Origin of the sequence: Streptomyces antibioticus (genome assembly GCF_002019855.1) — a bacterium.
In the GTDB taxonomy this organism is placed as follows: domain Bacteria; phylum Actinomycetota; class Actinomycetes; order Streptomycetales; family Streptomycetaceae; genus Streptomyces; species Streptomyces antibioticus_B.
This window is the reverse complement of record NZ_CM007717.1, coordinates 668611-692021: the sequence shown is the minus strand read 5'-3', so window position 1 is coordinate 692021 and position 23411 is coordinate 668611. Positions and strand designations below refer to the sequence as shown.

The window sequence follows — 23411 nt, the reverse complement described above, 5'->3', positions numbered from 1 at the left end:
CTTGACCGGATCTCCCCCGCCCTGGCCGGACGTCGCGGCCTTCGACACGGCGGTGCAGCGGGCGGCGTTCCCCCGCCACGGCAGGCTCGCCGGCGCCGTCGTGGAACGGCGCGGCGGCCTGATGCGCCGCATGGAGGGGGCCAACGCCGTCGCCTACGTCCTGCGGGCCTCGGACGGCGCGCTCGTCCTGCGCTGCTTCAAGGAGCGGCCCACCCCGGCCCTGCGCCTGCGGTACGAGGCGCTGGAGAAGTGGGCGGCCCGGGCGGACGCCGACGCGGAGGGGTCGTGGGTGCCCGCGGACGCCGAATGGGTGGAGGAGGCCGTGCGGATCGACGACCACTGGTGGCCCGCGGTGGTCATGGAGCACGTCGCGGGCGACAGCCTGCGCGCCCATCTGGAGGCACGCGCCGGACGGCGCGAGGAACTCACGCTGCTGGCCGACCGGTGGCGCGGGGTCCTCGCCTGGCTCGACGGTCTCGGCATGGCCCACGGCGACCTCCAGCACGACAACGTCCGCATCGAGGAGGGCGGCCGGATCCGGCTCATCGACCTGGACGCCGTATGGACGTCCGAGCTGTCCGCGGAAGCGCCCCGGGAGTACGGACACCCGCACTTCCAGCACCCCGAACGGCTGCGGGACGGGCACGGGGACCGGACCGCCGACCGGTTCTCGGCCCTCGTCATCCAGGCGTCGATCCTCGCGCTGGCCGTCGACCCCGGCCTGTGGGACGACTTCCACAACGAGGACAACCTCCTCTTCACCGCGGAGGACTTCGCCCTGCCCATGGCCACCCCGCTGTGGTTCCGCCTCGCCGCCAGCCGCAGCGTGGAGGTGAGACGGCTGACCGCACTGCTGGACGGCGCCTGCCGGGGCCCGCTGAGCGAGGTGCCGCCGTTCCGGGAGCTGGACGTCCCGGAGCCCACGGCGGCGTCGGCCCCGCCGGCGGGGTGGACGCTCACGACGCCGGTCCCGGCACCGCCGATCGCACCGCCCCTCGTACCGGTGCCGCCCGCCGTGCCGGCCCCGCCCACGATTCCTGTCGTGCCGTCCGTGCCGTCCATGCCGTCCATGCCTCCCGTGCCGACCGTCGTGCCGGAGGCGCCGCCCCCGGAGGCCGCGGACCGGGCGGCCGCACCCGGGGCCGAGGACCGGACGATCCCCTTCACGCGTCCGGTACCGGAGGCCCGGCGCGGGACACCGCCCGCGCGGCCGGTCCTGATCGGTGCCGGGCTGGCGCTGCTGATGCTCCTCGCCGTGCTGATCGGAGTCGTACGGTGACCGGGACCCGGGCCCGCCCGCCCGGCCCCGTCACCTGGTCCCGCACCGGCACCGTCGTCCTGCTGCTCGCCCTGGCGGCGGCCCTGCTCGCCGCGGTGCTCCCCGGCGGCGGCAGCGGCGCCCCGGCGCCCGCGCGGACCATGGTGGTTCAACTGCCCCCGAAAGCAGGGCCGTCGGACCTCGACCGCATCGCGGAACGCGCCCGGCGGGCCGACGCCGACCTGGTGATCGTGACGCCCCCACCGCCGCCCGTCCCCTACCGGCAGGGAGCGTGGACGCCCGGCCCGGTGCTCAGCCGGCGGATCGCCGCCCTGCTGCCGCCCACCGTCGTCGACCTCGCCGGTGCGGGCCACCCCGGCACGGTGGCCGGACGGCAGCCCAGGTCGGTGGAGGTCGTCGACGAGGACGGCACGGTGCTGCGCGCCGCCGAGCCGCCGCCGGACCGCGGCGACACCCCCATCCTGCGCGTCCTGGGCCTCATCGCCGTCGGCCTGCTCGTCGTCCCCTCGGCCCGTGCCCTGCGCGGGATCGGCGGACTGACGACACCGGCACCACAGGGGCACCGGCGCAAGGAGACGGCGGCACCCTCCCCGGCACCCGTACAGCAGGCGGCCCCGCCCCCGAGCGAGCCGGCCACCCAGGCGGAACCGCCACCGCCACCACCCGCCCGTCCGACCCCCACACGAACCCCTACTCCAGCCCCCACCTTCGACATCCACGCCTTCCGAGCCACGCTCGCCGGCTCCCCGCACCACCCCGCGACCCGCCCGGAGACCGGCCCCCAGTGCCCGAGGTGCGGTTCCTTCGACCTCGGGACGACGCCTGCCGCTCAGCTCGCCGGGAGTGCGGGGGCGTGCGGACAGTGCGCGTTCGGCTGGCAGTTGGACGCGTTGGGGCGACCGCCCCGGCTGCTGCTCGATCCGGACCACTTCACCCCGCGACCGTGGGGGGACGGAGGCGACCCATGAACCAGACGACCCGCGTCGACCGCCGGCACCCGGCCTGTTTCATCCTGCTCCTCGACCAGTCGTACTCCATGTCCGCCCCCATGCTGGGCGCCGTCGGCCGGTCCAAGGCCGAGGCCCTGGCCGACACCACCAACCGTCTGCTGATGCAGCTCGTGCAGCGCTGTGTGGTCGACGACAAGGGGCCCCGGCACTACTTCGACATCGCCCTGATCGGCTACTCCGACCGGGTGCGGCCGCTGCTGAAGAACGGCGACGGATTCGCCAACCCTATGGTCTCCGCACCCCAGTTGGCGGACTCGTTCCTGCGGATCCACGAGGAGCCGGACGGCCAGTCCTGGCCCGTCTGGCTGGAACCGGTCGCCGACGGCCAGACGATGATGTGCGCCGCCCTCGACCTGGCGCACGACTTCGCGGCCGGCTGGGTCGCCGCGCACCAGGACTCCCCGGCGCCGGTCGTCATCAACATCACCGACGGCGAGGCGACCGACGGCACCCTGGACGACGTCGCCGGACGCGTCGACCGGCTGGTGGCGCTGCGGACCATCGAGGGGCCGCTCAGCATGTTCAACGTGGCCGTGGCCGCGCGGGCGGCCGAGCCGGTCCTCTTCCCCAGCGACCCGGCCGGTCTGCCGGACCGCTACACGGCGGGCCTGTTCCACACCTCCTCCGTCCTGACCTCCCGGATGCTGGAGTACGCCAGGACCGACGCCGAACGGCACGGCCAGCCCCGCCCCGGGGAGGGCGCGCGCGGGTTCGTCTGCAACGCCGACCTCGCGGCCGTCGTCAAGGCGCTGAACGTCGGCACGCTGTGAGCGAGGCCGGGGTGGGCGTGGGGGCGGGCACCGGCGTGGACGTACATGTGTACCGGGTTCCCGCCACCCCGGAGTGCCCGGAGGAATGGCGGGACGCGGTGGCCGTCTCCGGCGACCGGCGGGCCTTCGCCCTGTGCGACGGCGCCAGCTCCGCCTTCCGGGCCGGACCGTGGGCCCGGCTGCTGGCGCGGGAGTATGTCACCGAGGGCCCCGACCACTCCCCGGAGTCCCTGGTGCACTGGGTGGACCGCTGCCGCGAGAAGTGGAGCGAGCGGGAGGCCGAGCGGCGCAAGGGGAACGCGGCCGCCGCGGTCATGGGCGCCGACGGCCAGGAGACGCATCGCAGGCCGGCCGACTTCTGGCTGGAGGACGCCGAGGCCCGGGGCGTCGCCAAGGCCACCTTCCTGGGCATGCGGCTGCGGCCGGCGCCCGAGGGCTGGAGCTTCGAGGCGGTGGCGGTCGGCGACTCCTGTCTGCTCCACCTCCGGGGGGACGCGCTGCTGCGGGCCTTCCCGCTCGGCGACGCCGCGCTGTTCGGCTCGCACCCCGACCTGCTCAGCGCCGCCGAACCCCTCGCCGCCGACCGGATCCACCACTACCAGGGCCGGCTCGACGGCCAGGACACCGTCCTGCTGGTCTCCGACGCCCTCGCCGAGACCCTGCTCACCCACGGCCACACCGGCGCGGGGCCGGGCGCGGCGGCCTGGTGGCAGGTCGTCCGGCAGGTGGACGAGCCCGCCTTCGAACGCCTGGTCACCGAGTTGCGCGCGGCCCGCGCGATCGAGCGGGACGACACGACGATGATCAGGATCCGCCCGCGGCCCGAGCACTGACCCCCGAGCACCGAAGACCCGGCACCGAAGACCGGCACCGCAGGGATTGGCGTGCCGTACGTTTTACGTATAACCTCTCCCGTCAATCACCTCAGTGCACGCACTGCCGCAGGCTCACGGAAGGCCCCGATGTCACGCATCGCCCTGGTCACCCTTGTCGTCGACGACTACGACGAGGCGATCCGCTTCTACACGGAGGCGCTCGGGTTCGCGCTCGTCGAGGACGAGCCGCGGCCCGACGGCTCCCGGTGGGTCGTCGTGCGCCCCGGCGCGCACCAGGAGGGCACCGGTCTGCTGCTCGCCCGCGCCAAGGACGACGCCCAGCGGGCCAGGGTCGGCGACCAGACCGGCGGCCGCGTCGGCTTCTTCCTGCACACCGGCGACTTCGCGGGCGACCACGCCCGGATGCTCGCCGCCGGGGTGACCTTCCTGGAGGAGCCCCGGCACGAGCCGTACGGCTCCGTCGCCGTCTTCCAGGACCTGCACGGCAACCGCTGGGACCTGCTCCAGCCCGCCACCGCCTGACCGGCCCCCGCCCCCGCGCCGTCCGCCCCACCCGCACCACAGCCCAGCACCACTGCCGAGGAACACGTACATGAGCGCACCGACTGCCCCCGCCGCCCCGACCGCACCCCGTCTCGACGCCGACACGCTCCGCCGGCTCCCCAAGGCCGTCCTGCACGACCACCTCGACGGCGGCCTGCGCCCCGCCACCGTCGTCGAACTGGCGGAGTCCGCCGGGCACACGCTGCCCACCACCGACCCCGGTGAGCTGGCCGCCTGGTACGTCGAGGCCGCCAACTCGGGCGACCTGGTGCGCTACATAGCCACCTTCGAGCACACCCTCGCCGTGATGCAGACCCGCGAGGGCCTGCTGCGCACGGCCGAGGAGTACGTGCTCGACCTGGCGGCCGACGGCGTGGTCTACGGCGAGGTGCGCTACGCCCCCGAGCTGATGCTGAACGGCGGGCTCACCCTCGCCGAGGTCGTCGAGACCGTGCAGGAGGGCCTGGCCGCCGGTATGGCGAAGGCCGCCGCGGCGGGTACGCCGGTCCGGGTCGGCACCCTGCTGTGCGGGATGCGGATGTGGGACCGCACCCGGGCCACCGCCGACCTCGCGGTCGCCTTCCGGGACGCGGGCGTCGTCGGCTTCGACATCGCCGGCGCCGAGGACGGCTTCCCGCCCGCCGACCACCTGGACGCCTTCGCGCACCTGCGCCGCGAGAACGTCCCCTTCACCATCCACGCCGGCGAGGCCCACGGTCTGCCCAGCATCCACCAGGCCCTCCAGGTGTGCGGCGCCCAGCGCATCGGCCACGGCGTGCGCATCACCGACGACATCGTGGACGGCAAGCTCGGCCGCCTGGCCGGCTGGGTGCGGGACCGCCGGATCGCGCTGGAGATGTGCCCCACCTCCAACCTCCAGACCGGCGCCGCGACCTCCATCGCCGAGCACCCGATCACCGCGCTGAAGGACCTCGGCTTCCGGGTCACCCTCAACACCGACAACCGTCTGGTGTCGGGCACCACGATGACCCGCGAGATGACCCTGCTCGTCGAGGAGGCCGGCTGGGGCGCCGAGGACCTGCGCGCGGTCACCGTGAACGCCGTGAAGAGCGCGTTCCTGCCGTTCGACGAGCGCAAGGCCCTCATCGAGGACGTCGTCCTGCCGGGCTACGCGTCCGCGCTCTGAAGCAGCCCGCGCACATAGGCGGCCTGTCCGACGTGCTGGAGATCGTCGGACAGGACGCTGACCAGCCGTACGCCCAGCGTGACCGGCGGATCCCAGCGCTCGTCCACGACGCGTTCCAGGTCCGCCGCGGTCACCGCGCGCAGCGCCTGGAGGCTCTGGGCGTGCACGGCGTCGTGGTAGCCGGTCAGCAGGGAGCCGTCGCCGACCCGCACCGCGGCGACCTGCGCCGGGGTGTGCCCGTAGCCGGTGTCGCGGCGCGGCAGGTCCAGTCCGAAGCGTTTCTCCCAGTCCTGCGCGAGCCACACCTGCTCCAGCCCGAAAGCGTCGGCGATGTGGTCGTCCTGGACCCGGGTGAGATGCCAGACCAGCCAGGCGACGGAGTTCGCGTCGGGGGCGGGCCGGGCGTCCAGGACGTCGGGGCCGAGGCCCTCGACGACGGCGTGGACTTCTTCCTGGATGCGGCCGTACCCGTCGATGAGGATGTCCTTCGCATGCATACGTCCACCATCGCGCAGCCCCCGCCGTCCCGCCGCCCGTTCCGCCCGCTCCCCGACGGGACTTCTCACGCCTCCCCGGTCTCCAGCAGGGTCATCAGGGCGCGGGCGGCCGGGCTGGTGGAGCGGGCGGGCGGCAGCAGGGCGACCGTCTCGTAGACCACCTCGTCGGTCCCCTTGAGGGGCAGCGCGGTGAGGGTCTCGCGCTTGTGCCGGAAGTGGCGCGGTACGACGGCGATGCCGAGGTTCTCGCCCACCAGGTCCAGGAGACTGTGCACGTCGTTGACCTCCAGGGCGACCGTCCGGCGTACGTCCGCCGCCGCGAAGGCCGCGTCGGTGGCCCGGCGCGGCCCCCAGTCCGGGTGGAAGTCGACGAACACCTCGCCGGCCACGTCGGCAGGCGCCGGCGCGACGGCCCCGCGGGCCAGCGGGTGCCCGGGATGGCACAGCACGTACATCGGCTCGCCGGCCAGCGGTACGCACCGCAGTTGGTCGGTGTCCGCCTGGGTGCGGTAGGCGAAGGCCAGGTCCAGCCGGCCCGCCGCGACCTCCTCGCCGAGCGCGCCCGAGCCGGTCTGCCGCAGCCGGATCTCCACGTCCGGATGGCGGCGCCGGAACGCCGCGAGCAGCCCCGCCACGTCCACCCCGGCGATGCACTGCTCGGTGCCCACCGACAGCGTGCCGCGCACCACGCCTTGTACGGCGGCCACCGCCTCGTGCGCCGCCCTGACCTGCGCCAGGATCCGCTCCGCCTCCGCCAGCAGGGCCCGGCCCGCCTCCGTGAGCGTCACCCGGCGGGTGGTCCGTACGAACAGCGGCGCGCGCAGCTCGCGCTCCAGCGCCCGGATCGACGCGGACAGACCCGACTGGGACACCATCAGCCGTTCGGCGGCCCGGGTGAAATGCTGGTCCTCGGCGACGGCGACGAAGTGCTGAAGATGGCGTAGCTCCATGATTGAGAAGAGTATCCGCTGAATATCATCGGATTCTTCTGTTGGACCACTACCCGCAGGTGGGGCCAGAGTGGTGAGCGGTTCCCTCCGTGCCAACCCCCCTGGAGTCGCGTTGTACACCGCCCACCCCGACCGTTACGCGGACATGCCCTACCGGCGCACCGGACGCAGCGGTCTCAAGCTCCCCGCGCTGTCGCTCGGACTGTGGCACAACTTCGGACCGGACCGCCCGGTCGAGACGCAGCGGGCCATCCTGCGCCGCGCCTTCGACCTCGGCATCACCCACTTCGACCTGGCCAACAACTACGGCCCGCCGCCCGGCGCCGCCGAGTCCGCGCTCGGTGAGTTCCTGAAGACCGACTTCGCGCCCTACCGCGACGAACTGGTGATCTCCACCAAGGCCGGCTATCTGATGTGGCCCGGCCCGTACGGCGAGTGGGGTTCGCGCAAGTACGTGCTGTCGTCCCTGGACCAGAGCCTGAAGCGCCTGGGCCTGGACTACGTCGACGTCTTCTACTCGCACCGCCCCGACCCGGAGACCCCGCTGGAGGAGACGATGGGTGCGCTGCACTCCGCCGTCCAGCAGGGCAAGGCGCTCTACGTCGGCGTCTCCAACTACTCGGCGGAGCAGACGCGGGAGGCCGCCCGGATCCTCGGCGAGCTGGGCACCCCGCTCCTCATCCACCAGCCGCGCTACTCCCTGCTCGACCGCCGCCCGGAGAGCGAGGGCCTGCTCGACGCGCTGGACGAACTCCAGGTCGGCTCGATCGTCTTCTCCCCGCTGGAGCAGGGCGTACTGACCTCCCGCTACCTCGACGGCATCCCGGAGGGCTCCCGCGCGGCGAGCGACAGTCCGTTCCTGAACTCCGACGCGCTCACCGAGGAACTGGTCGGCAAGCTGCGCGCCCTCGACGACATCGCGAAGTCCCGCGGCCAGTCCCTCGCCCAGCTCGCGCTGGCCTGGGTGCTGCGCGGCGGCCGGGTGACCTCCGCGCTGGTCGGCGCGAGCAGCGCCCGCCAGATCGAGGACAGCGTGGGCGCGCTCGCCCACCTGGACTTCGAGGAGGACGAGCTGGCCCGGATCGACGCGGTGATCAACGGCTGAGACGGCTGAGACGGCCGAGACGGCTGAGACGGGAGAGCGGGGGCGTCGGCCGGTGTCACACCCCGGCCGCCGCCCCCTTTCTCACGCCCCGGCCGGCACCCGGTCCAGGAAGCCGAGGACCGACGTGATGCGGCCGTCCGCGTCCAGCGTGACGACGTCGGACCCGGCCACCGGCGCCGAACCGTCGGCCTCGTGCACCAGCTCCCAGGAGAAGCGGGCGGTGTCGTGGTGCCCGTCCACCCGGCCGGTGAGCCGGAAGGCGAAACCGGGGAACTGCGCGTGCGCCGCCGACACCACGGCCGCGATCCCCTCGTGCCCCCGGACGTCGGCCAGAGGGTCGGTGTAGCCGCCGTCCACCGCCCACGCGGCGGCGACGGCCCCGGCGAGGGCCTCGGGCTCCCGAGCGTTCCAAGCCTCGAAGTAACGGGCGACGGCGTTCTCGTAACGGTCGGTGGTCGCGGACATGGTGAATCAGCCCCCAGAGAGGTCGTCGGTACTGGTCAGGACCCGGATCGCGGTCGGTGCCGATCCGGTGCGACCACCTTGCCCGCCCGCCGCCGCGCGGGTCGATTACCCCTCGGGTAATGAAGACGGGCCACGGGCCCGCCGCAATCCGGTCATGAGCGTCGATGGAATATGCCAACAGACTGGCCGGAAAGTCATGGTGACAGTGTTTCAGCAGTCAACATACTCGAAGGTCAGGGGCAGTTCGTCCCCCTCAGTACGTCCCGAAAGCGAGGCCCGGCCGGCAGAGCGGACAGCGGGGGAGAGAGGCGTGCACGACGAATTCCTGTGCCATGTCACCGCGTACGGTGTCTGCGACGGCCGGCGCATCGGCGTACCGCTCGGCACCTATCGCGCGCCCACCCTGGCCCTCGCCCTGTGGTGGCTGCGCGACCGGGCCTCGTGGATGGCCGAACGCCTCGATCCACGGCCCGAGAACGAGCACTTACCGCCCAACTCCCTGGTCCCCGTGTCCCCCACGGTGCCGGACGTCCCCGAACTGCTCCGGGCCTGGTGCGCCGACCTGGGACAACAGGAGCTGGTGGCCGACGAGTTGGCGGGCGGCCGACTGGTCCGGATCGCGGTCAGCGACGACACCACCGAGTACGAACTGCTCGCCGAGTCCGTCGACGCCCTGCGCATGCAGCGCACCCTCCCGGCACTCGTCCTGCCCGTCGGCTGAGACGCCGCCGACGAATACGTCATCCGCCGTAGAGCGGGCAAACGGGTGAATCTATAGAATTCGACCATGGTGGACCGATGGCCCGCTGCCCCGACGGCGCCCGAACTCGTGCTGGAGACCGATACGGGCTCCACGGTGATCGACCCGACTCGCGCCTATCGCGTGGGACGGGACCCCAACAGCGACATCGTCATCGAGGACGCCCGCGTGAGCTGGCACCACGCGGTGCTCAGACCCGACGGCGACCACTGGACCCTGGAGGACGCCCAGAGCACCAACGGCACCTGGGCCGACGGCCACCGGATCCGCCAGTGGACCGTCGGCCCCGGCAGCGTCATCCGGTTCGGCAGCCCCTCCGACGGCCCGTGCGCCGTCCTCGCCGACCGCCCCGCCCCGGCCCCGCAGCGCCCCGCCTCCGTGTCGATGCCCGCCCACACCGTCACCTTCCGCAGCCCGGCCACCGTCCACCCGCTGCCGACCCGCACCGTCCGTATCGGCCGCGCCGCCGAGAACGACCTGGTCGTGGACGACCTCGTGGTCTCGCGCCGGCACGCCGAACTGCGCGCCCTGCCCGGCGGCGGCTACGAGATCGTCGACCTCGGCAGCCACAACGGCACCTACCTCAACGGCCTGCCCGTCGGCCGCGCCCCCGTCGGCCCCGGCGACATCGTCGGCATCGGCCACTCCGCGTTCTCCCTGGTCGGCGACGAACTCCAGGAGTACGTCGACACCGGCGAGGTCTCCCTCGACGTCCAGGACCTCACCGTCGCCGTCGACCGCGGCCGCAAGGTCCTGCTCGACCACGTCTCCTTCCCCGTCGGCGAGAAATGCCTCCTCGCCGTCGTCGGGCCCAGCGGCGCCGGCAAGTCCACCCTGCTCAACGCCCTCACCGGGCTGCGCCCCGCCGACCAGGGCACGGTCGTCTACGACGGCCGCGACCTCTACCGCGACTACGCCGAACTGCGCCAGCGCATCGGCCTGGTCCCGCAGGACGACATCCTGCACGCCCAGCTCACCGTGCGCGCCGCCCTCGGCTACGCCGCCGAACTGCGCTTCCCCCAGGACACCGCCAAGGCCGAACGCCGTGAGCGGGTGGAGGAGGTCATCCGCGAACTGGGCCTCGAACAGCGCGCCGACCAGCATGTGCACAGCCTCTCCGGCGGCCAGCGCAAACGCGTCAGCGTCGCCCTCGAACTGCTCACCAAGCCCTCGCTGCTCTTCCTGGACGAGCCGACCTCCGGCCTCGACCCCGGCATGGACCGCTCGGTGATGCACATGCTGCGCGACCTCGCCGACGACGGCCGTACGGTCGTCGTCGTCACCCACAGCGTCCTCAGCCTCGACGTCTGCGACCGGCTCCTCGTCCTCGCGCCCGGCGGCCGGATCGCCTACTACGGCCCGCCCGGCGAGGCGCTCGAATTCTTCGACTGCGAGCACTGGCCCGAGGCGTTCGAGGCGTTCGAACGCGACCAGGGCCGGGACTGGGCGGGGGAGTACCGCCGCTCACCCCAGCACCGGCAGTACGTCCTGGACGACGACGCCCAGCCCCGGCTGACCCGGTCGGGACCGGTCGTCATGCTGCCGCCGGCCCGGCCCCGCAGCCGCGGCGCCCAGCTCGGCACCCTGGTCCGCCGCTACGCGGCCGCGCTCGCCGCCGACCGCACCTTCCTGGCCGTCATGATCGCGCTGCCGTTCGTGATGGGCGCCATGGCCCGCGCCCTGGCCGGCGGCGAACTCACCCGGGAGACCGCGCTGAACGCCCTGCTCATCCTGTGCGTCGGCGGTGTCCTGACCGGCGCCGCCAACGCCGTGCGCGAACTCGTCAAGGAACGGGTGATCTACCAGCGCGAACGGGCCGTCGGCCTCTCCCGGTCGGCGTATCTGATGTCCAAGGTGGTCGTCCTGGGCGCCGTGACCGTCGTCCAGGCGGTGGTGCTCACCCTCGTCGCCCTGCTCGGCGTCGACCTCGGCGCACCGGACGGGAAGGGCGTCCTGCTGCCACCCCTGATCGAGATCGCCGTCGCCGTGGCCCTGCTGGCGTTCACCGCGATGATGCTCGGCCTGGTCATCTCGGCGCTCGTCCGCAAGGAGGAGGTGACGATGCCGCTCCTCGTGCTGCTCGCCATCGTCCAGGTGGTGTTCTGCGGCGCCCTGCTGAAACTCGACGGCGTGGTCGGTCTCGAACAGGTGTCCTGGCTCGTGCCGTCCCGCTGGGCGCTCGGCGCGATGGCCGGCACCATCGAGCTGTCCCGGACGGTCCCCGGCGACCTCACCGCGGACCCGATGTTCCGGCACGCGACCGACGTCTGGCTGCTGAACATCGCGATGCTCGTGGTGCTCTCGGCGGTCCTCGGGTTCGTGGTCTCGCGGCTGCTGCGCCGCCGCGAACCGGCGGTCATGCGCAGGTCGTGACCGGCCCGCCCCGGCGCCCGTCAGGCCGGAGGGACCTCGCCCCGCCGCCGCACCCGCCGGGCCAGCAGCCCGCCCAGGAAGCCCGTGACCAGCCCCCACAGCACGGCCAGCCCCAGCATCGGCCACACGTCGGGGCGCAGCACCAGTTCGCCGGAGAGCCCGCCGACCTCGCTGATACCCAGCACGGTCAGACCGTAGTGCGCGGAGATCCGGCAGATCAGACAGATCATCAGCACCGTGAGCAGCAGCGCCGTCGCCATCCGTACGGCGTGCTCCCACAGCCGGGTCCGGGCCGGGGACCGCGCCGCCGTCACGAACCCGGCGGCCACCAGCAGGACGGCGTTCACGGCGACGAGCCACCACACCCGGCCGTCCTGCTCGGCGAGCGAGCGCAGGTTCACCGCGGCGGTGTCCTCGCCGCGCAGCACCTCGTCCAGGACATGCGGCATCGGCAGCCCGAACGGGCCCTCGACCCTGCCGTTCCAGGTCCCGCCCATACCGATCGTGAGCGCCGGCCACACCACGTTGGGCAGCCCCAACAGCGCGACCGCGAAGGTCTCCGCGACATGCCCGCGGGTCGCCGCCACCACCAGCGTGACGACGATCCCCAGCACCACCCAGGCCAGCAGCAGCGCGACCATCGCGTACGCGGCCGGCCGCACCGACTCCTGGAGGCGCAGCAGCCCGCCCGGCAGCGGGGCCCCGCGCGCGACCAGCAGCGCCAGCAGCAGGACACCGGCGAGCCACACCAGCCCCACCACGAGGGTGAGCGGCACGTCCGCGGCGAAGCCGACCTCCGGGTTGATCCCGAAGAGTTCGCCGAGGCTGTTCAGGGCGTCGTCACCGAGGGAGACCGCGAAGGTCTGCCGGGCCGCGAGCGCCAGGGCCAGCAGACCCAGCAGCCACAGCACGGCGATCCGGGCCGCCCAGCCGGCCAGCTCACCGGCGCCCGCGACCGCCCGGTGCCGCAGCGGCCGCAGAAAGCCGGCGCCGACGACGAGCGCCCCGGTGAGCGTGACGGACAGCGGCAGCAGCGTCATCCCGGTGTCCGCGCCCGCGAGGTCACCCGCGTCCCCGGACAGCTCCACCGTGCCGCCGACGGCCGTCACCACGGTCGCCGCGACCACCCGGGGGAAGGCGCCGTCGGGCAGATCCGCGGCACCGGCCGCCCACAGGCCCAGCGCGGCCACGACCAGCATGGCGAGGAGTGCGGCCAGCGCCGTACCGAACGCCGCGACCCAGCCGTGCCGGGCGAAGAGGGTGGTGCGGGTGGTGCGGGCCTGGCCGGAGGGGCGGTGGGGGCTCACCCTGCCACGCTAAGCAGCACCGGGCCCGCCCGCCCGCCGGGCGCGGCCTTCCGCGTCCGCACCACCCGTCCTCGGCGGCCCGCCACGCCCGGGGTGAAGGTGACGGGACTGCCGGGCGCGGCACGGGGTACGAGGACAGATGCAGAGACGTCCGGCCAGACGTCCGGCCAGTCCGGCTTCGGAGAGAGAACAGCATGACCGACCATCTGGACGGGGCAGTGATACCGACCGGTTTCGACGTCCCCGTGGAACCGCTCCGGCGGGCGGCCCATTTCACCGGCGAGTCCGGTTCCATCGCGGAGGCCCGCGGCTTCGCCGCCCGCTTCGTCGAACAGCTCAGGACCGAATGGTGCGCGCGCATCGGCGACCGCGAGAGCGGCGCGGTACTGCTCGTGGTGAGCGAACTGGTCACCAACGCCGACCGGCACAGCAACGGCCCGTACATCCTGGAACTGGAGGGCACGGCCGAGTCCGTCACGGTGTGCGTCTACGACAGCAGCGACGCGCTGCCCCTGCGCTTCCCCAAGGACCCCGAGCGGATCGGGCGGCACGGTCTGGAGATCGTGCACGCGCTGGCGGAGGAGGTCACCGCCGAGCGCGTGCCGGTCGGCAAGCGGGTCCGGGCCCTGCTGCGGCTGACCGGGTGACCGGGCCCGTCGGACCCGTCAGACCCGGTCCAGCTCGCCCAGCATCCCTTCCCGCAGCCGGGCGATGATCCGCTTGATCAGCCGGGAGACATGCATCTGGGAGCAGCCGAGCCGCTCGCCGATCTCCGCCTGGGTGGCCTCCTCGACGAACCGCAGATGCAGGATCTGCCGGTCGCGCTCGCTCAGCCCGGCCATCAGCGGGGCCAGCGCGTGGAAGTCCTCGACCAGCCGCAGCCCGTCCTCCTCCACACCGATGAAGTCGGCGAGGACCGACTCGCCGTTCTCGGGGCCGTCGCCGGTGAGCGCCGCGTCGAGGGAGGAGGAGTTGTAGCCGTTGGCGGCGATCTGCGCCTCCACGACCTCCTTCTCCGGGATGTTCATCAGCGTCGCCAGCTCCGTCACCGTCGGCTCCCGGTCCAGCCGGCCGGCCAGCTCGTCGCGCGCCTTGGCCAGCTCCACCCGCAGCTCCTGGAGCCGCCGCGGCACGTGGACCGCCCACGTGGTGTCCCGGAAGAACCGCTTGATCTCACCGACGATGTACGGCAGGGCGAACGACGTGAACTCCACCTCGCGCGAGATCTCGAACCGGTCGATCGCCTTGATCAGGCCGATCATCCCGGTCTGGACGATGTCCTCCATGTCGTCACCGCGGTTGCGGAACCGCCCGGCGGCGAACCGCACCAGGGACATGTTCATCTCGATGAGCGTGTTGCGCGCGTACTGGTAGTCGTGGGTGCCCTCTTCGAGGACGGCGAGCCGCTGGAAGAACTGGCGGGACAGCTCCCGGGCGTCGCGGGGCGCGACGGTCCGCGGGTCGTCGACTCCCGGCAGTGGTGCGGTGTGGACGACGGCCTGTGCCTCCGACCGGATCACGGCGGTCTGCATTGCCACTCCCAAGAAAAGTCACGGTGCCACGGCTACTGCTCTCAGGGGGCGCGTACCCCGGGTCGGCCGGGGCATGCCTACGAATCCCGACCGATTCCACCGAGAGCGCAACGCCGGGGACTTTCGGTGACGGCGGGGACTCCTAGGCTGGGAAGGTGACCGAACCGACGACGAAGCCGAACACCCCGAGAGAGCCGCTCTGGCGCGACCTGGTCGGAGACGTCCTGCGCCGTGAACGCCAGGCGCAGGACCGCACGTTGAAGGACGTCGCGGACGAGGCCCGGATCTCGCTGCCCTATCTGTCGGAGGTGGAGCGCGGCCGCAAGGAGGCGTCCTCGGAGGTCCTCGCGGCCGCCGCCCAGGCCCTCGGCCTGAGCCTCGGCGACCTGCTGGCCCGGGCGCACGGCGAACTCACCCGCGCAACCGGCCGCCGGCCCGCCCGGATCCGTACGACGACCGCCGTACCGCTGCGTACGACGACCGCCGTGCCGTTCCGTACGACGACGACGCGCGCGTCGCACGACGGGCTGTGCCTGGCCGCCTGACGACAGCCCGGCCCGGCTCGTCCTGGGGCGAGCCGGGCCGGGTCCACCCCGAGGTGGACGGGACGGGTGGACCCGGCCCGGCGGTCTCAGACGCCGCCCGGACGCCGTTTCAGCACCTCGTCGGCCAGTCCGTACGCCACCGCCTCCCGCGCGGTGAACACCTTGTCGCGGTCCATGTCCGCGCGCAGGGTGGCGATGTCGTGGCGGGTGTGCCGGGCGAGCACCTCCTCCACCTGGGCGCGGATCCGGATCATCTCGTGGGCCTGGAGGGCCAGGTCGGAGACCGTGCCCCGGCTGCCGCCGCTGGCCGGCTGCCCCAGCAGCACCCGCGCGTGCTCCAGCACGAACCGCCGCCCCGGGTCACCGCCCGCCAGCAGGACGGCCGCCGTGGACGCCGCCTGCCCCACACAGCAGGTGGAGACGGGCGACTGCACGAACGTCATCGTGTCGTAGATCGCCATCAGCGAGGTGAACGAGCCGCCGGGGGAGTTGAGGTAGATGGCGATCTCCTGGTCGGGTGCCTCCGACTCCAGATGGAGGAGTTGCGCGATGACGACATTGGCGACGCCGTCGTCGATCTCGGTGCCGATGAAGATGATCCGCTCGGACAGCAGCCGGCTGAACACGTCGTAGGACCGCTCGCCCCGCGGGGTGCGCTCGACGACGTTCGGAATCGTGTAGGTCCCCATGTCACAGCCCCGCCCGTCGCCGCGCGGAGGCCGGGCGGACGTCGGCGAGCGACTCCACCACCCGGTCCACCATGCCGTACTCCCTGGCCTCCTCGGCCGTGAACCAGCGGTCGCGGTCGCCGTCGCGGGAGACGGTCTCCGGGGAGCGGCCGGTGTGCTCCGCGGTGATCCGCTCGATGGTCCGCTTGGTGAACTCCAGGTTCTCCGCCTGGATCTCGATGTCCGCGGTGGTGCCGCCGATCCCGGCCGACGGCTGGTGCATCATGATCCGCGCGTTCGGCAGCGCGAACCGCTTGCCCGGCGTGCCGACGCAGAGCAGGAACTGTCCCATGCTGGCCGCGAACCCCATGGCGAGCGTCGAGACGTCGTTGGGGATCAGCCGCATGGTGTCGTAGATGGCCAGACCCGCGTGGACCGACCCGCCCGGGCTGTTGATGTACAGGGCGATGTCGGTGCGCGGGTCCTCCGCCGACAGGACGAGCAACTGCGCGCAGACCCGGTTGGCGGAGACCTCGTCGACCTGGGTGCCGAGCAGGACGATGCGCTGCCCGAGCAGTTGGGCGGCGAGATGGTCGTCGAACCGGGTGGGCGCGGTGTCGCCCTCCTCGGCCCGTGGCGCGAGCGGGGTCGTGGTGGTCATCGGAACTCCTTGTCGTCCGGGGAACGTCGTCGGATCCACTGTTGGCCCGGCGTGGCGTCCGGACGCCGCTTCTCTGCCCGCGGCAGATTCGCCACGGGCGAAGCGATGAGTTCCGCGCCGCCCCGGAGTCGACATTGACGACCGCATCAGACCGCGGCGCACGACCGCGTCCCGCGCACAGGAGGTACTCATGAGCACCGACGGATTCACCACGTGTCTCTGGTTCGACGGCCAGGCCGAGGAGGCCGCCCACCACTACGTGTCGATCTTCAAGAACTCCCGGATCGGGGACGTGACCCGCTACACCGAGGCCGGACCGGGACCCGCCGGCACCGTGCTCACCGTGGAGTTCACCGCGAACGGCCAGAAGTTCGTCGCGCTGAACGGCGGCCCCGAGTTCACGTTCAACGAGGCGATCTCCTTCCAGATCGACTGCGCCGACCAGGCCGAGATCGACTTCTACTGGGACCGGCTCCTCGACGGCGGCGGTGAGCCCGGCCCCTGCGGCTGGCTCAAGGACAAGTACGGCGTGTCCTGGCAGGTCGTCCCCACCGCGCTCATGGAGATGATCACCGGCGGCGACCAGGAGAAGGCGGCCCGCGCCATGAAGGCCATGCTCGCCATGGGCAAACTCGACCTGGCCGCCCTCCGGAGCGCCTACGACGGCTCCTGACCGGCTGCGTCAGATCCGGTCCGCCGCGATCAGCAGATACTGGAAACTGCCGTTCCGGTACGCCGTCAGGAACGTCTCCTCGATGCCCGTGACGAGATGCTCGGCCTCGCTGCGCAGCTCCCAGTACGGGATCGTCGCCTCGGTGAGGTCCTCCACATGGACCGGCACCAGCCGGTTGCGGGCCATCGCCCTGAAGTACTCCGACCGCGGGTGGATGTCGCAGATGTAGTGGGCGTTGATCTGCGACACCTCCCGCGACGCCCGCCCGTAGGTGTCGTTGTAGCAGCCGGTGACGACGACGTACCGACCGCCGCGGCGCAGCAGCCGGGCGTGCTCGGCGAAGAGCAGGTCCAGCTCGACGTACATGCTCGACTCGTTGTTCCAGGACGCCGCGTACGCGCCCGTCTCCAGGCCGGTGTCCAGCATGTTGCGATGGTGGTAGCGCACCTTGTCGTCGATGCCCCGCTTGCGCGCCTGCTCGTCGGCGAACGCCGCCTGCTTGGCGGAGATGGTCACCCCGTCGGCGTGGCAGCCGTACCGCAGATGGGCCGTGACGCTGCCGCCGCCGCGCCCGCAGCCGGCGTCGAAGACCCGGTCGTCCGGGGTGAGCGGGCCGAGCCGGGAGGCGAGCACCTCGGCCTGGGCATGTTCGAGGCGGTGCAGTTCGGCGGTGACCCGCTCCTTGCGCAGAGCGGGGTCGGGCTCGTCGAGCACCGTCCGGTCGGCGGCGCCGATGCCGTAGTGATGGTGGTACAGGTCGTCGATCCGGCCCAGTTCGAGGTTGACCGGGTTCTCCTCCGCGTTCCAGTAGTCCGCGACCCGGTTCTGGTAGACGGACTGGGTCGGCACCTGCACGGTCGCGGCGAGGGCGTCGGGGGTCAGGGTCAACGGTTGCTCCTTGCGTGTTCTGTGGGACAGGTCGTGGACAGGTCGTCGGTGACGCGCTGGTCACCAGTAGTCGGGCAGGTGGTAGCGGTGGGTGTTGGTCGCGTGCCACTCGTGGTTGCCGGCCACCCAGTCCGACAGACCGCGCAGATAGCGCTCGACGAGCGGCGAGAGGGCGGCGAGGACGGCGGACTCCTCCTCGAACGCCGCCATGATCTGGTTGTGGATCTCGACCGACCGCAGATAGGCGGCCTTCAGACCGCAGCGGTCGGCGGCGGCGACGACCTGCGGCAGGTTCAGATGGGTGGGGTCGGACGCCAGCTCCTTGGTGAAGGAGTACAGGTCGTTGACGATCGTGGTGGCGTTGCAGGCGAGCGCCGTCACCCGCTGGATCTCCGGGCGGGCGTAGAGCTGCTCGGGCAGTTCGTAGCCGTCGACCGCGTCGACGATCGACAGACACGGCCGGAAGTTGTTGAACTGCCGCATCACCAGGTACTCCCAGATCCACGGCACGTACCGGGTCTCGCTCCAGGCCGCCTCGGCGAGATAGCCGAGGTGCAGCCGGGCGATGTCGTGCACGAACCGGTCGGTCTGGCTGGGCGTGGCCAGCGCGGCGAAGTCCTTCAGCGCCCAGTGGTACGAGCGCAGCGGGCCGTCGGCCTGCATGCCCCGCGCCCACTCCTCCTGGAACCCGGGCGGACCCTGGTACGGGTCGAGCGCGGACTGCGCGAGGACCAGTCGGCCGCCGAGTCCGCTGCGGGACGCGCCCCGGCCCTCGTCCTCCTCGCAGTAGCAACTGTCGACCATGTTCTCGGCCAGCAGCAGCCTGCCCGCCGCCGTGAGCCGCTCCAGGTCGGCCGCGCCGGGGTGCTGGAGCACCACGGCCCGCCCGAACTGGAACCCCGCGAAGTCGCCGTTCCACGCGGCCGGGAACAGGTCGAGGCCGCGCGCCCACTCCTCCAGCCGGCGGTCCACCTCCGCGGCCTTCTCCGGGTCGGCCGGGGCGACCTCACGGTGGTGCAGCCCGGGGATCGCGCCGCCGCGCCGGACCCCGGCCCGGGCCCGCACGCTCGCGGCGAGATTCGGCGGGCCGGGCAGGGCGGCCCCGCCGGTCGTGTGTCTGCCGGTCGTGTGACTGCCGGTCGTGTCCGCTGTGCTCACGGGCGTCACTCGGCCGTCCGGCCGAGCTGGACGTTCTCCAGCACCCCGGCCGCGTCGGGCACCAGCAGTGCCAGCGAGTAGTACGCGGTGACGAGGTAGCGGACGATGGCGGTGCCGTCGATCCCCATGAAGCGCACGTTCAGACCGGGCTGGAACTCCTCCGGGATGCCCGTCTGGTACAGGCCGACGGCGCCCTGGGAACTCTCCCCGGTGCGCAGCGCGATGATGCTGGTGGTGTGCCGCTCGCTCACCGGGATCTTGTTGCACGGGAAGATCGGCACCCCGCGCCAGGCGGGGATCTCGTGCCCCTCGACGTTCGCCGTGCCCGGCGTCAGACCGCGCCGGTTGCACTGCCGGAAGAACGCGGCGATCGCCTTCGGATGGGCCAGGAACAGCTTGGTCTTCCGCCGCATGGACAGCAGTTCGTCCATGTCGTCCGGGGTCGGCGGGCCGGTGAGGGTGCTCACCCGCTGGCCGTAGTCGATGTTCGGCAGCAGCCCGAACTCCCGGTTGTTCACCAGCTCCCACTCCTGGCGCTCCCGGATCTCCTCGACCGTCAGGCGCAGTTGCTGCTGGGTCTGGTTCATCGGGTCGTTGTAGAGGTCGGCGACCCGGGTGTGCACCTTCAGCACGGTCTGGGTCAGCGACAACTCGTACTCGCGCGGCGAGAGTTCGTAGTCGACGAAGCCTCCGCCGATGGTCGGCTCGCCCACATGGCCCGCCTGGAGCGGCAGTTCGGCCTCACCCTTGCGGTTCATCGGCCGCCGCTGCCGCGCCGCGTACGCCGTCAGATGCGCGGCGAGGGACGGCACCCGGGCGACGAACGCGCGCAGTTCGTCCCAGGGCACCGCCAGCAGCACCCCCGCGGTCTCGGCGCGCACCGAGGCGGGCCAGAGCGGATCGTCCCGGCCGATCGCCTCCTCGCCCACCTGGTCGCCGCCGGAGAGGACCCCGGTGATCTCCTCCTCGCCGTAGGGTCCGGCGGTGAAGCGGGTGAACCGGCCGTGCGCGACGAGATACGCCTCGGTCACCGGCCGACCCGCCTCGGCGATCACCTGACCGGCCCGGACCTCCCGCGCCCGGAACCGTGAGGACAGCTCCGTGAGGGCCTCGTCGTCGGAGTAGCCGCGCAGGGCGGGCAGTTCGGTGAGGGTGCGCGGGACGACCCGGACGTCGTCCCCGCCGTTCTGCTCGAACTGCACCCGGTCCCGGCCGACCTTGAGCTGGAGCCGGCGGTTGACCCGGTACGTGCCGCCCTTGACGTCCACCCAGGGCAGCATGCGCAGCAGCCAGCGCGAGCTGATGGCCTGCATCTGGGGCTCGGACTTGTGCGTGGTGGCGAGCTGCCGGGCCGCCTGGGTGCCGAGGCTGGTGAGCTGTCGGTCGGCGGCGGGCTCGGGGGCGGGTTCGTCGAGGGCGGGACCGGTGGCGCTGTCCACTGTGGACACATTCCCTCCAGGGAGATCGGTTCGCTGATCCGCGGCATCAGCCAAACACCCTCCGTGACGGACGGGTACGGCGTGCGAGGGGCGGCTTCGTGCGCCGTGAGGTGCGGTCCGGGCGGACGGGGCGGAGGGTGCACCCTGGGCACAACCACGGCCGTCCGGTGCTTCCGCACGCCCGCGATCATGGGCATGGCCCGGCGTTCACCTGTTCGGGGGAACGCGGCCTCGAAACCCGGACAGCGCGTGCCGTGGTTCGGCGCGCGGCCCGACGGGCGGGTGACTAGCGTGAGGAACCGGACACCGTCCACTCCGAACCGGACGCAGTCCACTCCACAGAGTCATCACGAAAGTCATCTCAGCGGAAGGCGCGGTCATGGCCGTACAACCAGAGGGAACCCCTTGCTGGGCCGACGCGATGTTCAGCGACGTCGAGGGCGCCAAGAGCTTCTACGGCGACGTCCTGGGCTGGACCTTCGGTGAGTCGTCGTCGGAGTACGGCAACTACACCCAGGCGTACGCCGACGGCAAGGCGACCGCCGCCGTCGTCCCGCCGATGCCCGGGCAGGAGGGGCAGTCGCAGTGGTGTCTGTACTTCGCCTCCCCGGACGCCGCCGCGACCGCCGCGAAGATCCGCGCCGCCGGCGGCGAGGTGCTGATGGAGCCGATGCAGGTCGGCGACTTCGGCACGATGTGTCTGGGCCGGGAGCCCAGCGGTGCCGTCTTCGGCGTCTGGCAGGCCGGCACCCACGAGGGCTTCGAGACGGAGCAGACCCCGGGCGGCTACGCCTGGGCCGAGGTCTTCACCCGCGAACCCGAGCGGGCGGACCGCTTCTTCAGCACGGTCTTCCCCTACACGGCGCGGCAGATGGAGGACGACGCGATCGACTTCCGCATCTTCGACGTCGGCGAGAACACCGTGCTGGGCCGGATGAAGATGACGGACGAGTTCCCGCCCGAGGTGCCGTCGTACGTCAACGTCTACTTCGCGGTCCCCGACTGCGACGACGCCGTGGCCAAGGCGACCAAGCTCGGCGCCGTCCTGCGGTTCGGGCCGATGACCAGCCCCTTCGGCCGGTTCGCCGCCCTCACCGATCCGCAGGGCGCGAACTTCTCGGTGATCGACCTCACGACGACGGAGGGCGACCTCCCGAAGATCACGCCCGTCTGAGACCGGAGCCCGTCCGGGACCGGAGCCCGTCCGGGACCGGAGCCCGTCCGGGACCGGACGGCCGGAGCCCCCGCGCGGCCATGGCATGATCGTGCGCATGCGTGAACGTGTTGTGGCCGCGTGCGACGGGGCTTCCAAGGGAAACCCGGGACCGGCCGGCTGGGCGTGGGTGGTCGCCGACGACGCGGAGGCACCGGCCCGCTGGGAGGCGGGGCCGCTCGGCCGGGCCACCAACAACGTCGCCGAACTCACCGCCCTGGAACGCCTGTTGGCGGCGACCGACCCCGCCGTACCGCTGGAAGTGCGGATGGACTCGCAGTACGCCATGAAGGCCGTCACCACCTGGCTGCCCGGCTGGAAGCGCAACGGCTGGAAGACCTCCGGAGGCAAGCCCGTCGCCAACCAGGAGCTGGTGGTGCGGATCGACGAGCTGCTCGACGGCCGCTCGGTGGACTTCCGGTACGTCCCCGCCCACCAGGTCGACGGCGATCCGCTGAACGACTTCGCCGACCGGGCCGCGAGCCAGGCGGCCACCGTCCAGGAGACGGCGGGCAGCGAGCACGGCTCGCCCGCACCGCCGCCCTCGCCGGACACCCCGAAGCGGTCCACCCGCCCCTCCGGGTCCAAGGCGCCCCGCAAGAGCGGCGGTTCGTCGTCCCGCACGATCAAGGCCAAGTTCGCCGGGCGCTGTGTGTGCGGCCGCCCCTACGCGGCCGGCGAGCAGATCGCCAAGAACGCCCAGGGCTGGGGCCACCCGGAGTGCCGTACCGCGGACGCCTGATCAGACGTCGAAGGTGTAGTGCCGGGTGTGGTCCAGCAGGGCCGCCGGGGTGGTGTCGTTCCACGGCTTCATCGTCTCGTTGAGGTCGACGACGTTCGGCGTGCCGCCGCCCGGCAGATACGGGGACGAGGGGTGCCGCCGCTGCCACTCGGCCCACAGCTTGTCGATGTAGGCGTGGTGCAGCCAGAACACCGGGTCGTTGGGGGAGACCCCGGTCGCCATCTGGCCGCCGACCCAGACATGCACCCGGTTGTGCAGATTGACCCCGCGCCACCCTTCGAGATGGTTGCGGAAGCCGTCGGAGCCGCTGTTCCAGGGCGCCATGTCGTACGTCGCCATCGCCAGCACCGAGTCGACCTCGGCACGCGTGGGCAGTTCGCTCACGCCCGCGCCGAGCGCCCGCCGCAGGAACGTACGGCCGTCCACCCGCACATTGATCGGCCAGTTGCCGGCCGACGCGGCGAACGGCCCGTCCATCACCTGGCCGTCCCGGCTGCGCCCGGTGCCGCCGAGGAAGTCCGGCGCCCACAGCGAGGACCGGGTGGACCGGTCGGCGGACCAGTCCCAGTACGGCAGCGCCACCGACGCGTCCACCGACTGGAGCGCCCGCTCGAACTCCAGCAGAAATCTGCGGTGCCAGGGCAGGAAGGACGGCGAACGGTGGCCGGTGCGCTCGCCGTTGTCGGTGTCGCCCAGGATGAACGCGTTGTGCGTGGTGACGAAGGCGTCGTAGCGGCCGGTGCGCTTGAGTTCGAGCAGGGCGGCGACGAAGCGGCGCTTCTCCTCGGCGGTCAGGGACGCCTGGTTCTTGCGGACGGTCATGTGCGGGTGCTCCAAAAGTGCGGGGGAG

General features: G+C 72.4%; 25 protein-coding genes. 14 read left to right on the top strand and 11 right to left on the bottom strand.

Annotation, left to right across the window (positions count from 1 at the left end):
• The first annotated feature begins 1 nt into the window (after position 1).
• From AFM16_RS03140 to AFM16_RS03115, 6 genes are all read left to right on the top strand, one after another.
• Positions 2-1279, top strand: coding sequence for a protein kinase family protein (locus tag AFM16_RS03140; protein ID WP_078632199.1), 1278 nt, complete (start codon positions 2-4; stop codon positions 1277-1279).
• A complete protein-coding gene (locus AFM16_RS38985) occupies positions 1276-2247 on the top strand; it encodes a hypothetical protein (RefSeq protein WP_078632197.1) in 972 nt (323 codons plus the stop codon). The genes AFM16_RS03140 and AFM16_RS38985 overlap by 4 nt, the downstream gene beginning before the upstream one ends.
• Positions 2244-3059, top strand: a complete 816-nt coding sequence (locus AFM16_RS03130; RefSeq protein WP_030787575.1) for a vWA domain-containing protein — start codon at positions 2244-2246, stop codon at positions 3057-3059. The genes AFM16_RS38985 and AFM16_RS03130 overlap by 4 nt, the downstream gene beginning before the upstream one ends.
• 35 nt (positions 3060-3094) lie before the next feature.
• Complete coding sequence (locus AFM16_RS03125) at positions 3095-3892, top strand: hypothetical protein (RefSeq protein WP_143648298.1); 798 nt, start codon at positions 3095-3097, stop codon at positions 3890-3892.
• 129 nt (positions 3893-4021) lie between these two features.
• Entirely contained in the window at positions 4022-4417 is a 396-nt protein-coding gene (locus AFM16_RS03120) for a VOC family protein (protein ID WP_078632196.1), read from the top strand.
• Positions 4418-4487: 70 nt separating this feature from the next.
• Positions 4488-5585 (top strand): adenosine deaminase, encoded by a 1098-nt coding sequence (locus AFM16_RS03115; protein WP_078632194.1) that lies wholly within the window; start codon positions 4488-4490, stop codon positions 5583-5585.
• Here the strand turns inward: AFM16_RS03115 and AFM16_RS03110 are convergent.
• Together AFM16_RS03110 and AFM16_RS03105 are read right to left on the bottom strand one after the other, a co-directional pair.
• Complete coding sequence (locus AFM16_RS03110; protein ID WP_030787584.1) at positions 5567-6082, bottom strand: mycothiol transferase; 516 nt, start codon at positions 6080-6082, stop codon at positions 5567-5569. The two genes, AFM16_RS03115 and AFM16_RS03110, sit on opposite strands and share 19 nt — an antisense overlap.
• 65 nt (positions 6083-6147) lie before the next feature.
• The gene (locus AFM16_RS03105; protein ID WP_030787586.1) at positions 6148-7032 is read right to left on the bottom strand and encodes a LysR family transcriptional regulator; all 885 of its coding nucleotides are present in this window, start codon (positions 7030-7032) and stop codon (positions 6148-6150) included.
• A 112-nt stretch (positions 7033-7144) separates the two neighbouring features.
• Here AFM16_RS03105 and mgrA point away from each other — a divergent pair, with 112 nt between their 5' ends.
• On the top strand, positions 7145-8137 hold the full coding sequence (gene mgrA / locus AFM16_RS03100) for an L-glyceraldehyde 3-phosphate reductase (protein WP_030787589.1): 993 nt from the start codon (positions 7145-7147) through the stop codon (positions 8135-8137).
• Between the two features lie 81 nt (positions 8138-8218).
• Here the strand turns inward: mgrA and AFM16_RS03095 are convergent, their stop codons facing one another.
• Positions 8219-8602, bottom strand: a complete 384-nt coding sequence (locus AFM16_RS03095; RefSeq protein ID WP_030787592.1) for a nuclear transport factor 2 family protein — start codon at positions 8600-8602, stop codon at positions 8219-8221.
• A gap of 310 nt (positions 8603-8912) precedes the next feature.
• On the opposite strand from AFM16_RS03095, the gene AFM16_RS03090 reads away from it, so the two are divergent.
• Complete coding sequence (locus tag AFM16_RS03090) at positions 8913-9323, top strand: hypothetical protein (protein ID WP_030787594.1); 411 nt, start codon at positions 8913-8915, stop codon at positions 9321-9323.
• A 66-nt stretch (positions 9324-9389) separates the two neighbouring features.
• Positions 9390-11735 carry an FHA domain-containing protein gene (locus AFM16_RS03085; RefSeq protein ID WP_078632192.1) on the top strand — a complete coding sequence of 782 codons (2346 nt, stop codon included), beginning with the start codon at positions 9390-9392 and terminating at the stop codon, positions 11733-11735.
• 20 nt (positions 11736-11755) lie between these two features.
• Here the strand turns inward: AFM16_RS03085 and AFM16_RS03080 are convergent, their stop codons facing one another.
• Positions 11756-13042, bottom strand: a complete 1287-nt coding sequence (locus AFM16_RS03080) for a streptophobe family protein (protein WP_078632190.1) — start codon at positions 13040-13042, stop codon at positions 11756-11758.
• A gap of 194 nt (positions 13043-13236) precedes the next feature.
• On the opposite strand from AFM16_RS03080, the gene AFM16_RS03075 reads away from it, so the two are divergent.
• Entirely contained in the window at positions 13237-13689 is a 453-nt protein-coding gene (locus AFM16_RS03075) for an ATP-binding protein (RefSeq protein ID WP_030787605.1), read from the top strand.
• An 18-nt stretch (positions 13690-13707) separates the two neighbouring features.
• Here AFM16_RS03075 and AFM16_RS03070 read toward each other — a convergent pair whose 3' ends face one another.
• Positions 13708-14574, bottom strand: coding sequence for an RNA polymerase sigma factor SigF (locus AFM16_RS03070; protein ID WP_078632188.1), 867 nt, complete (start codon positions 14572-14574; stop codon positions 13708-13710).
• 155 nt (positions 14575-14729) lie between these two features.
• Between AFM16_RS03070 and AFM16_RS03065 the strand changes: the two genes are divergently transcribed.
• A complete protein-coding gene (locus tag AFM16_RS03065) occupies positions 14730-15119 on the top strand; it encodes a helix-turn-helix domain-containing protein (RefSeq protein ID WP_078632186.1) in 390 nt (129 codons plus the stop codon).
• A gap of 86 nt (positions 15120-15205) precedes the next feature.
• Here AFM16_RS03065 and AFM16_RS03060 read toward each other — a convergent pair whose 3' ends face one another.
• Both AFM16_RS03060 and AFM16_RS03055 read right to left on the bottom strand, forming a co-directional pair.
• Positions 15206-15808, bottom strand: a complete 603-nt coding sequence (locus AFM16_RS03060) for a ClpP family protease (RefSeq protein WP_078632184.1) — start codon at positions 15806-15808, stop codon at positions 15206-15208.
• Position 15809: 1 nt separating this feature from the next.
• Positions 15810-16448 carry an ATP-dependent Clp protease proteolytic subunit gene (locus tag AFM16_RS03055; protein ID WP_078632182.1) on the bottom strand — a complete coding sequence of 213 codons (639 nt, stop codon included), beginning with the start codon at positions 16446-16448 and terminating at the stop codon, positions 15810-15812.
• A gap of 190 nt (positions 16449-16638) precedes the next feature.
• Between AFM16_RS03055 and AFM16_RS03050 the strand changes: the two genes are divergently transcribed.
• On the top strand, positions 16639-17121 hold the full coding sequence (locus tag AFM16_RS03050) for a VOC family protein (protein ID WP_030787619.1): 483 nt from the start codon (positions 16639-16641) through the stop codon (positions 17119-17121).
• A gap of 9 nt (positions 17122-17130) precedes the next feature.
• Here AFM16_RS03050 and AFM16_RS03045 read toward each other — a convergent pair whose 3' ends face one another.
• The 3 genes from AFM16_RS03045 to AFM16_RS03035 all read right to left on the bottom strand — a co-directional run bounded on the left by AFM16_RS03045 (position 17131) and on the right by AFM16_RS03035 (position 20615).
• Positions 17131-18009: a geranyl diphosphate 2-C-methyltransferase gene (locus AFM16_RS03045; protein WP_078632180.1), complete on the bottom strand. Its 879-nt coding sequence runs from the start codon at positions 18007-18009 to the stop codon at positions 17131-17133.
• 60 nt (positions 18010-18069) lie between these two features.
• Positions 18070-19104 (bottom strand): family 2 encapsulin nanocompartment cargo protein terpene cyclase, encoded by a 1035-nt coding sequence (locus AFM16_RS03040; RefSeq protein ID WP_078636819.1) that lies wholly within the window; start codon positions 19102-19104, stop codon positions 18070-18072.
• A 68-nt stretch (positions 19105-19172) separates the two neighbouring features.
• Positions 19173-20615 (bottom strand): family 2B encapsulin nanocompartment shell protein, encoded by a 1443-nt coding sequence (locus AFM16_RS03035; RefSeq protein WP_078632178.1) that lies wholly within the window; start codon positions 20613-20615, stop codon positions 19173-19175.
• 370 nt (positions 20616-20985) lie between these two features.
• Between AFM16_RS03035 and AFM16_RS03030 the strand changes: the two genes are divergently transcribed.
• Both AFM16_RS03030 and AFM16_RS03025 read left to right on the top strand, forming a co-directional pair.
• Entirely contained in the window at positions 20986-21780 is a 795-nt protein-coding gene (locus tag AFM16_RS03030) for a VOC family protein (RefSeq protein ID WP_030787632.1), read from the top strand.
• Positions 21781-21865: 85 nt separating this feature from the next.
• Positions 21866-22561, top strand: coding sequence for a ribonuclease H family protein (locus tag AFM16_RS03025; protein WP_030787635.1), 696 nt, complete (start codon positions 21866-21868; stop codon positions 22559-22561).
• On the opposite strand, the gene melC2 is transcribed toward AFM16_RS03025, so the two are convergent.
• Positions 22562-23383 (bottom strand): tyrosinase MelC2, encoded by an 822-nt coding sequence (melC2, locus tag AFM16_RS03020; RefSeq protein WP_030787646.1) that lies wholly within the window; start codon positions 23381-23383, stop codon positions 22562-22564.
• Between the last annotated feature and the right edge of the window lie 28 nt (positions 23384-23411).

What these genes read in the sequence shown, in the direction of transcription:
- AFM16_RS03130 (WP_030787575.1), top strand. Translation starts at nt 2,244, where the DNA reads ATGAACCAGACGACCCGCGTCGACCGCCGGCACCCGGCCTGTTTCATC.
- AFM16_RS03120 (WP_078632196.1), top strand. Translation starts at nt 4,022, where the DNA reads ATGTCACGCATCGCCCTGGTCACCCTTGTCGTCGACGACTACGACGAG.
- AFM16_RS03115 (WP_078632194.1), top strand. Translation starts at nt 4,488, where the DNA reads ATGAGCGCACCGACTGCCCCCGCCGCCCCGACCGCACCCCGTCTCGAC.
- AFM16_RS03110 (WP_030787584.1), bottom strand. Translation starts at nt 6,082, where the DNA reads ATGCATGCGAAGGACATCCTCATCGACGGGTACGGCCGCATCCAGGAA.
- AFM16_RS03105 (WP_030787586.1), bottom strand. Translation starts at nt 7,032, where the DNA reads ATGGAGCTACGCCATCTTCAGCACTTCGTCGCCGTCGCCGAGGACCAG.
- AFM16_RS03095 (WP_030787592.1), bottom strand. Translation starts at nt 8,602, where the DNA reads ATGTCCGCGACCACCGACCGTTACGAGAACGCCGTCGCCCGTTACTTC.
- AFM16_RS03085 (WP_078632192.1), top strand. Translation starts at nt 9,390, where the DNA reads ATGGTGGACCGATGGCCCGCTGCCCCGACGGCGCCCGAACTCGTGCTG.
- AFM16_RS03075 (WP_030787605.1), top strand. Translation starts at nt 13,237, where the DNA reads ATGACCGACCATCTGGACGGGGCAGTGATACCGACCGGTTTCGACGTC.
- AFM16_RS03070 (WP_078632188.1), bottom strand. Translation starts at nt 14,574, where the DNA reads ATGCAGACCGCCGTGATCCGGTCGGAGGCACAGGCCGTCGTCCACACC.
- AFM16_RS03060 (WP_078632184.1), bottom strand. Translation starts at nt 15,808, where the DNA reads ATGGGGACCTACACGATTCCGAACGTCGTCGAGCGCACCCCGCGGGGC.
- AFM16_RS03055 (WP_078632182.1), bottom strand. Translation starts at nt 16,448, where the DNA reads ATGACCACCACGACCCCGCTCGCGCCACGGGCCGAGGAGGGCGACACC.
- AFM16_RS03050 (WP_030787619.1), top strand. Translation starts at nt 16,639, where the DNA reads ATGAGCACCGACGGATTCACCACGTGTCTCTGGTTCGACGGCCAGGCC.
- AFM16_RS03030 (WP_030787632.1), top strand. Translation starts at nt 20,986, where the DNA reads ATGGCCGTACAACCAGAGGGAACCCCTTGCTGGGCCGACGCGATGTTC.
- AFM16_RS03025 (WP_030787635.1), top strand. Translation starts at nt 21,866, where the DNA reads ATGATCGTGCGCATGCGTGAACGTGTTGTGGCCGCGTGCGACGGGGCT.
- melC2 (WP_030787646.1), bottom strand. Translation starts at nt 23,383, where the DNA reads ATGACCGTCCGCAAGAACCAGGCGTCCCTGACCGCCGAGGAGAAGCGC.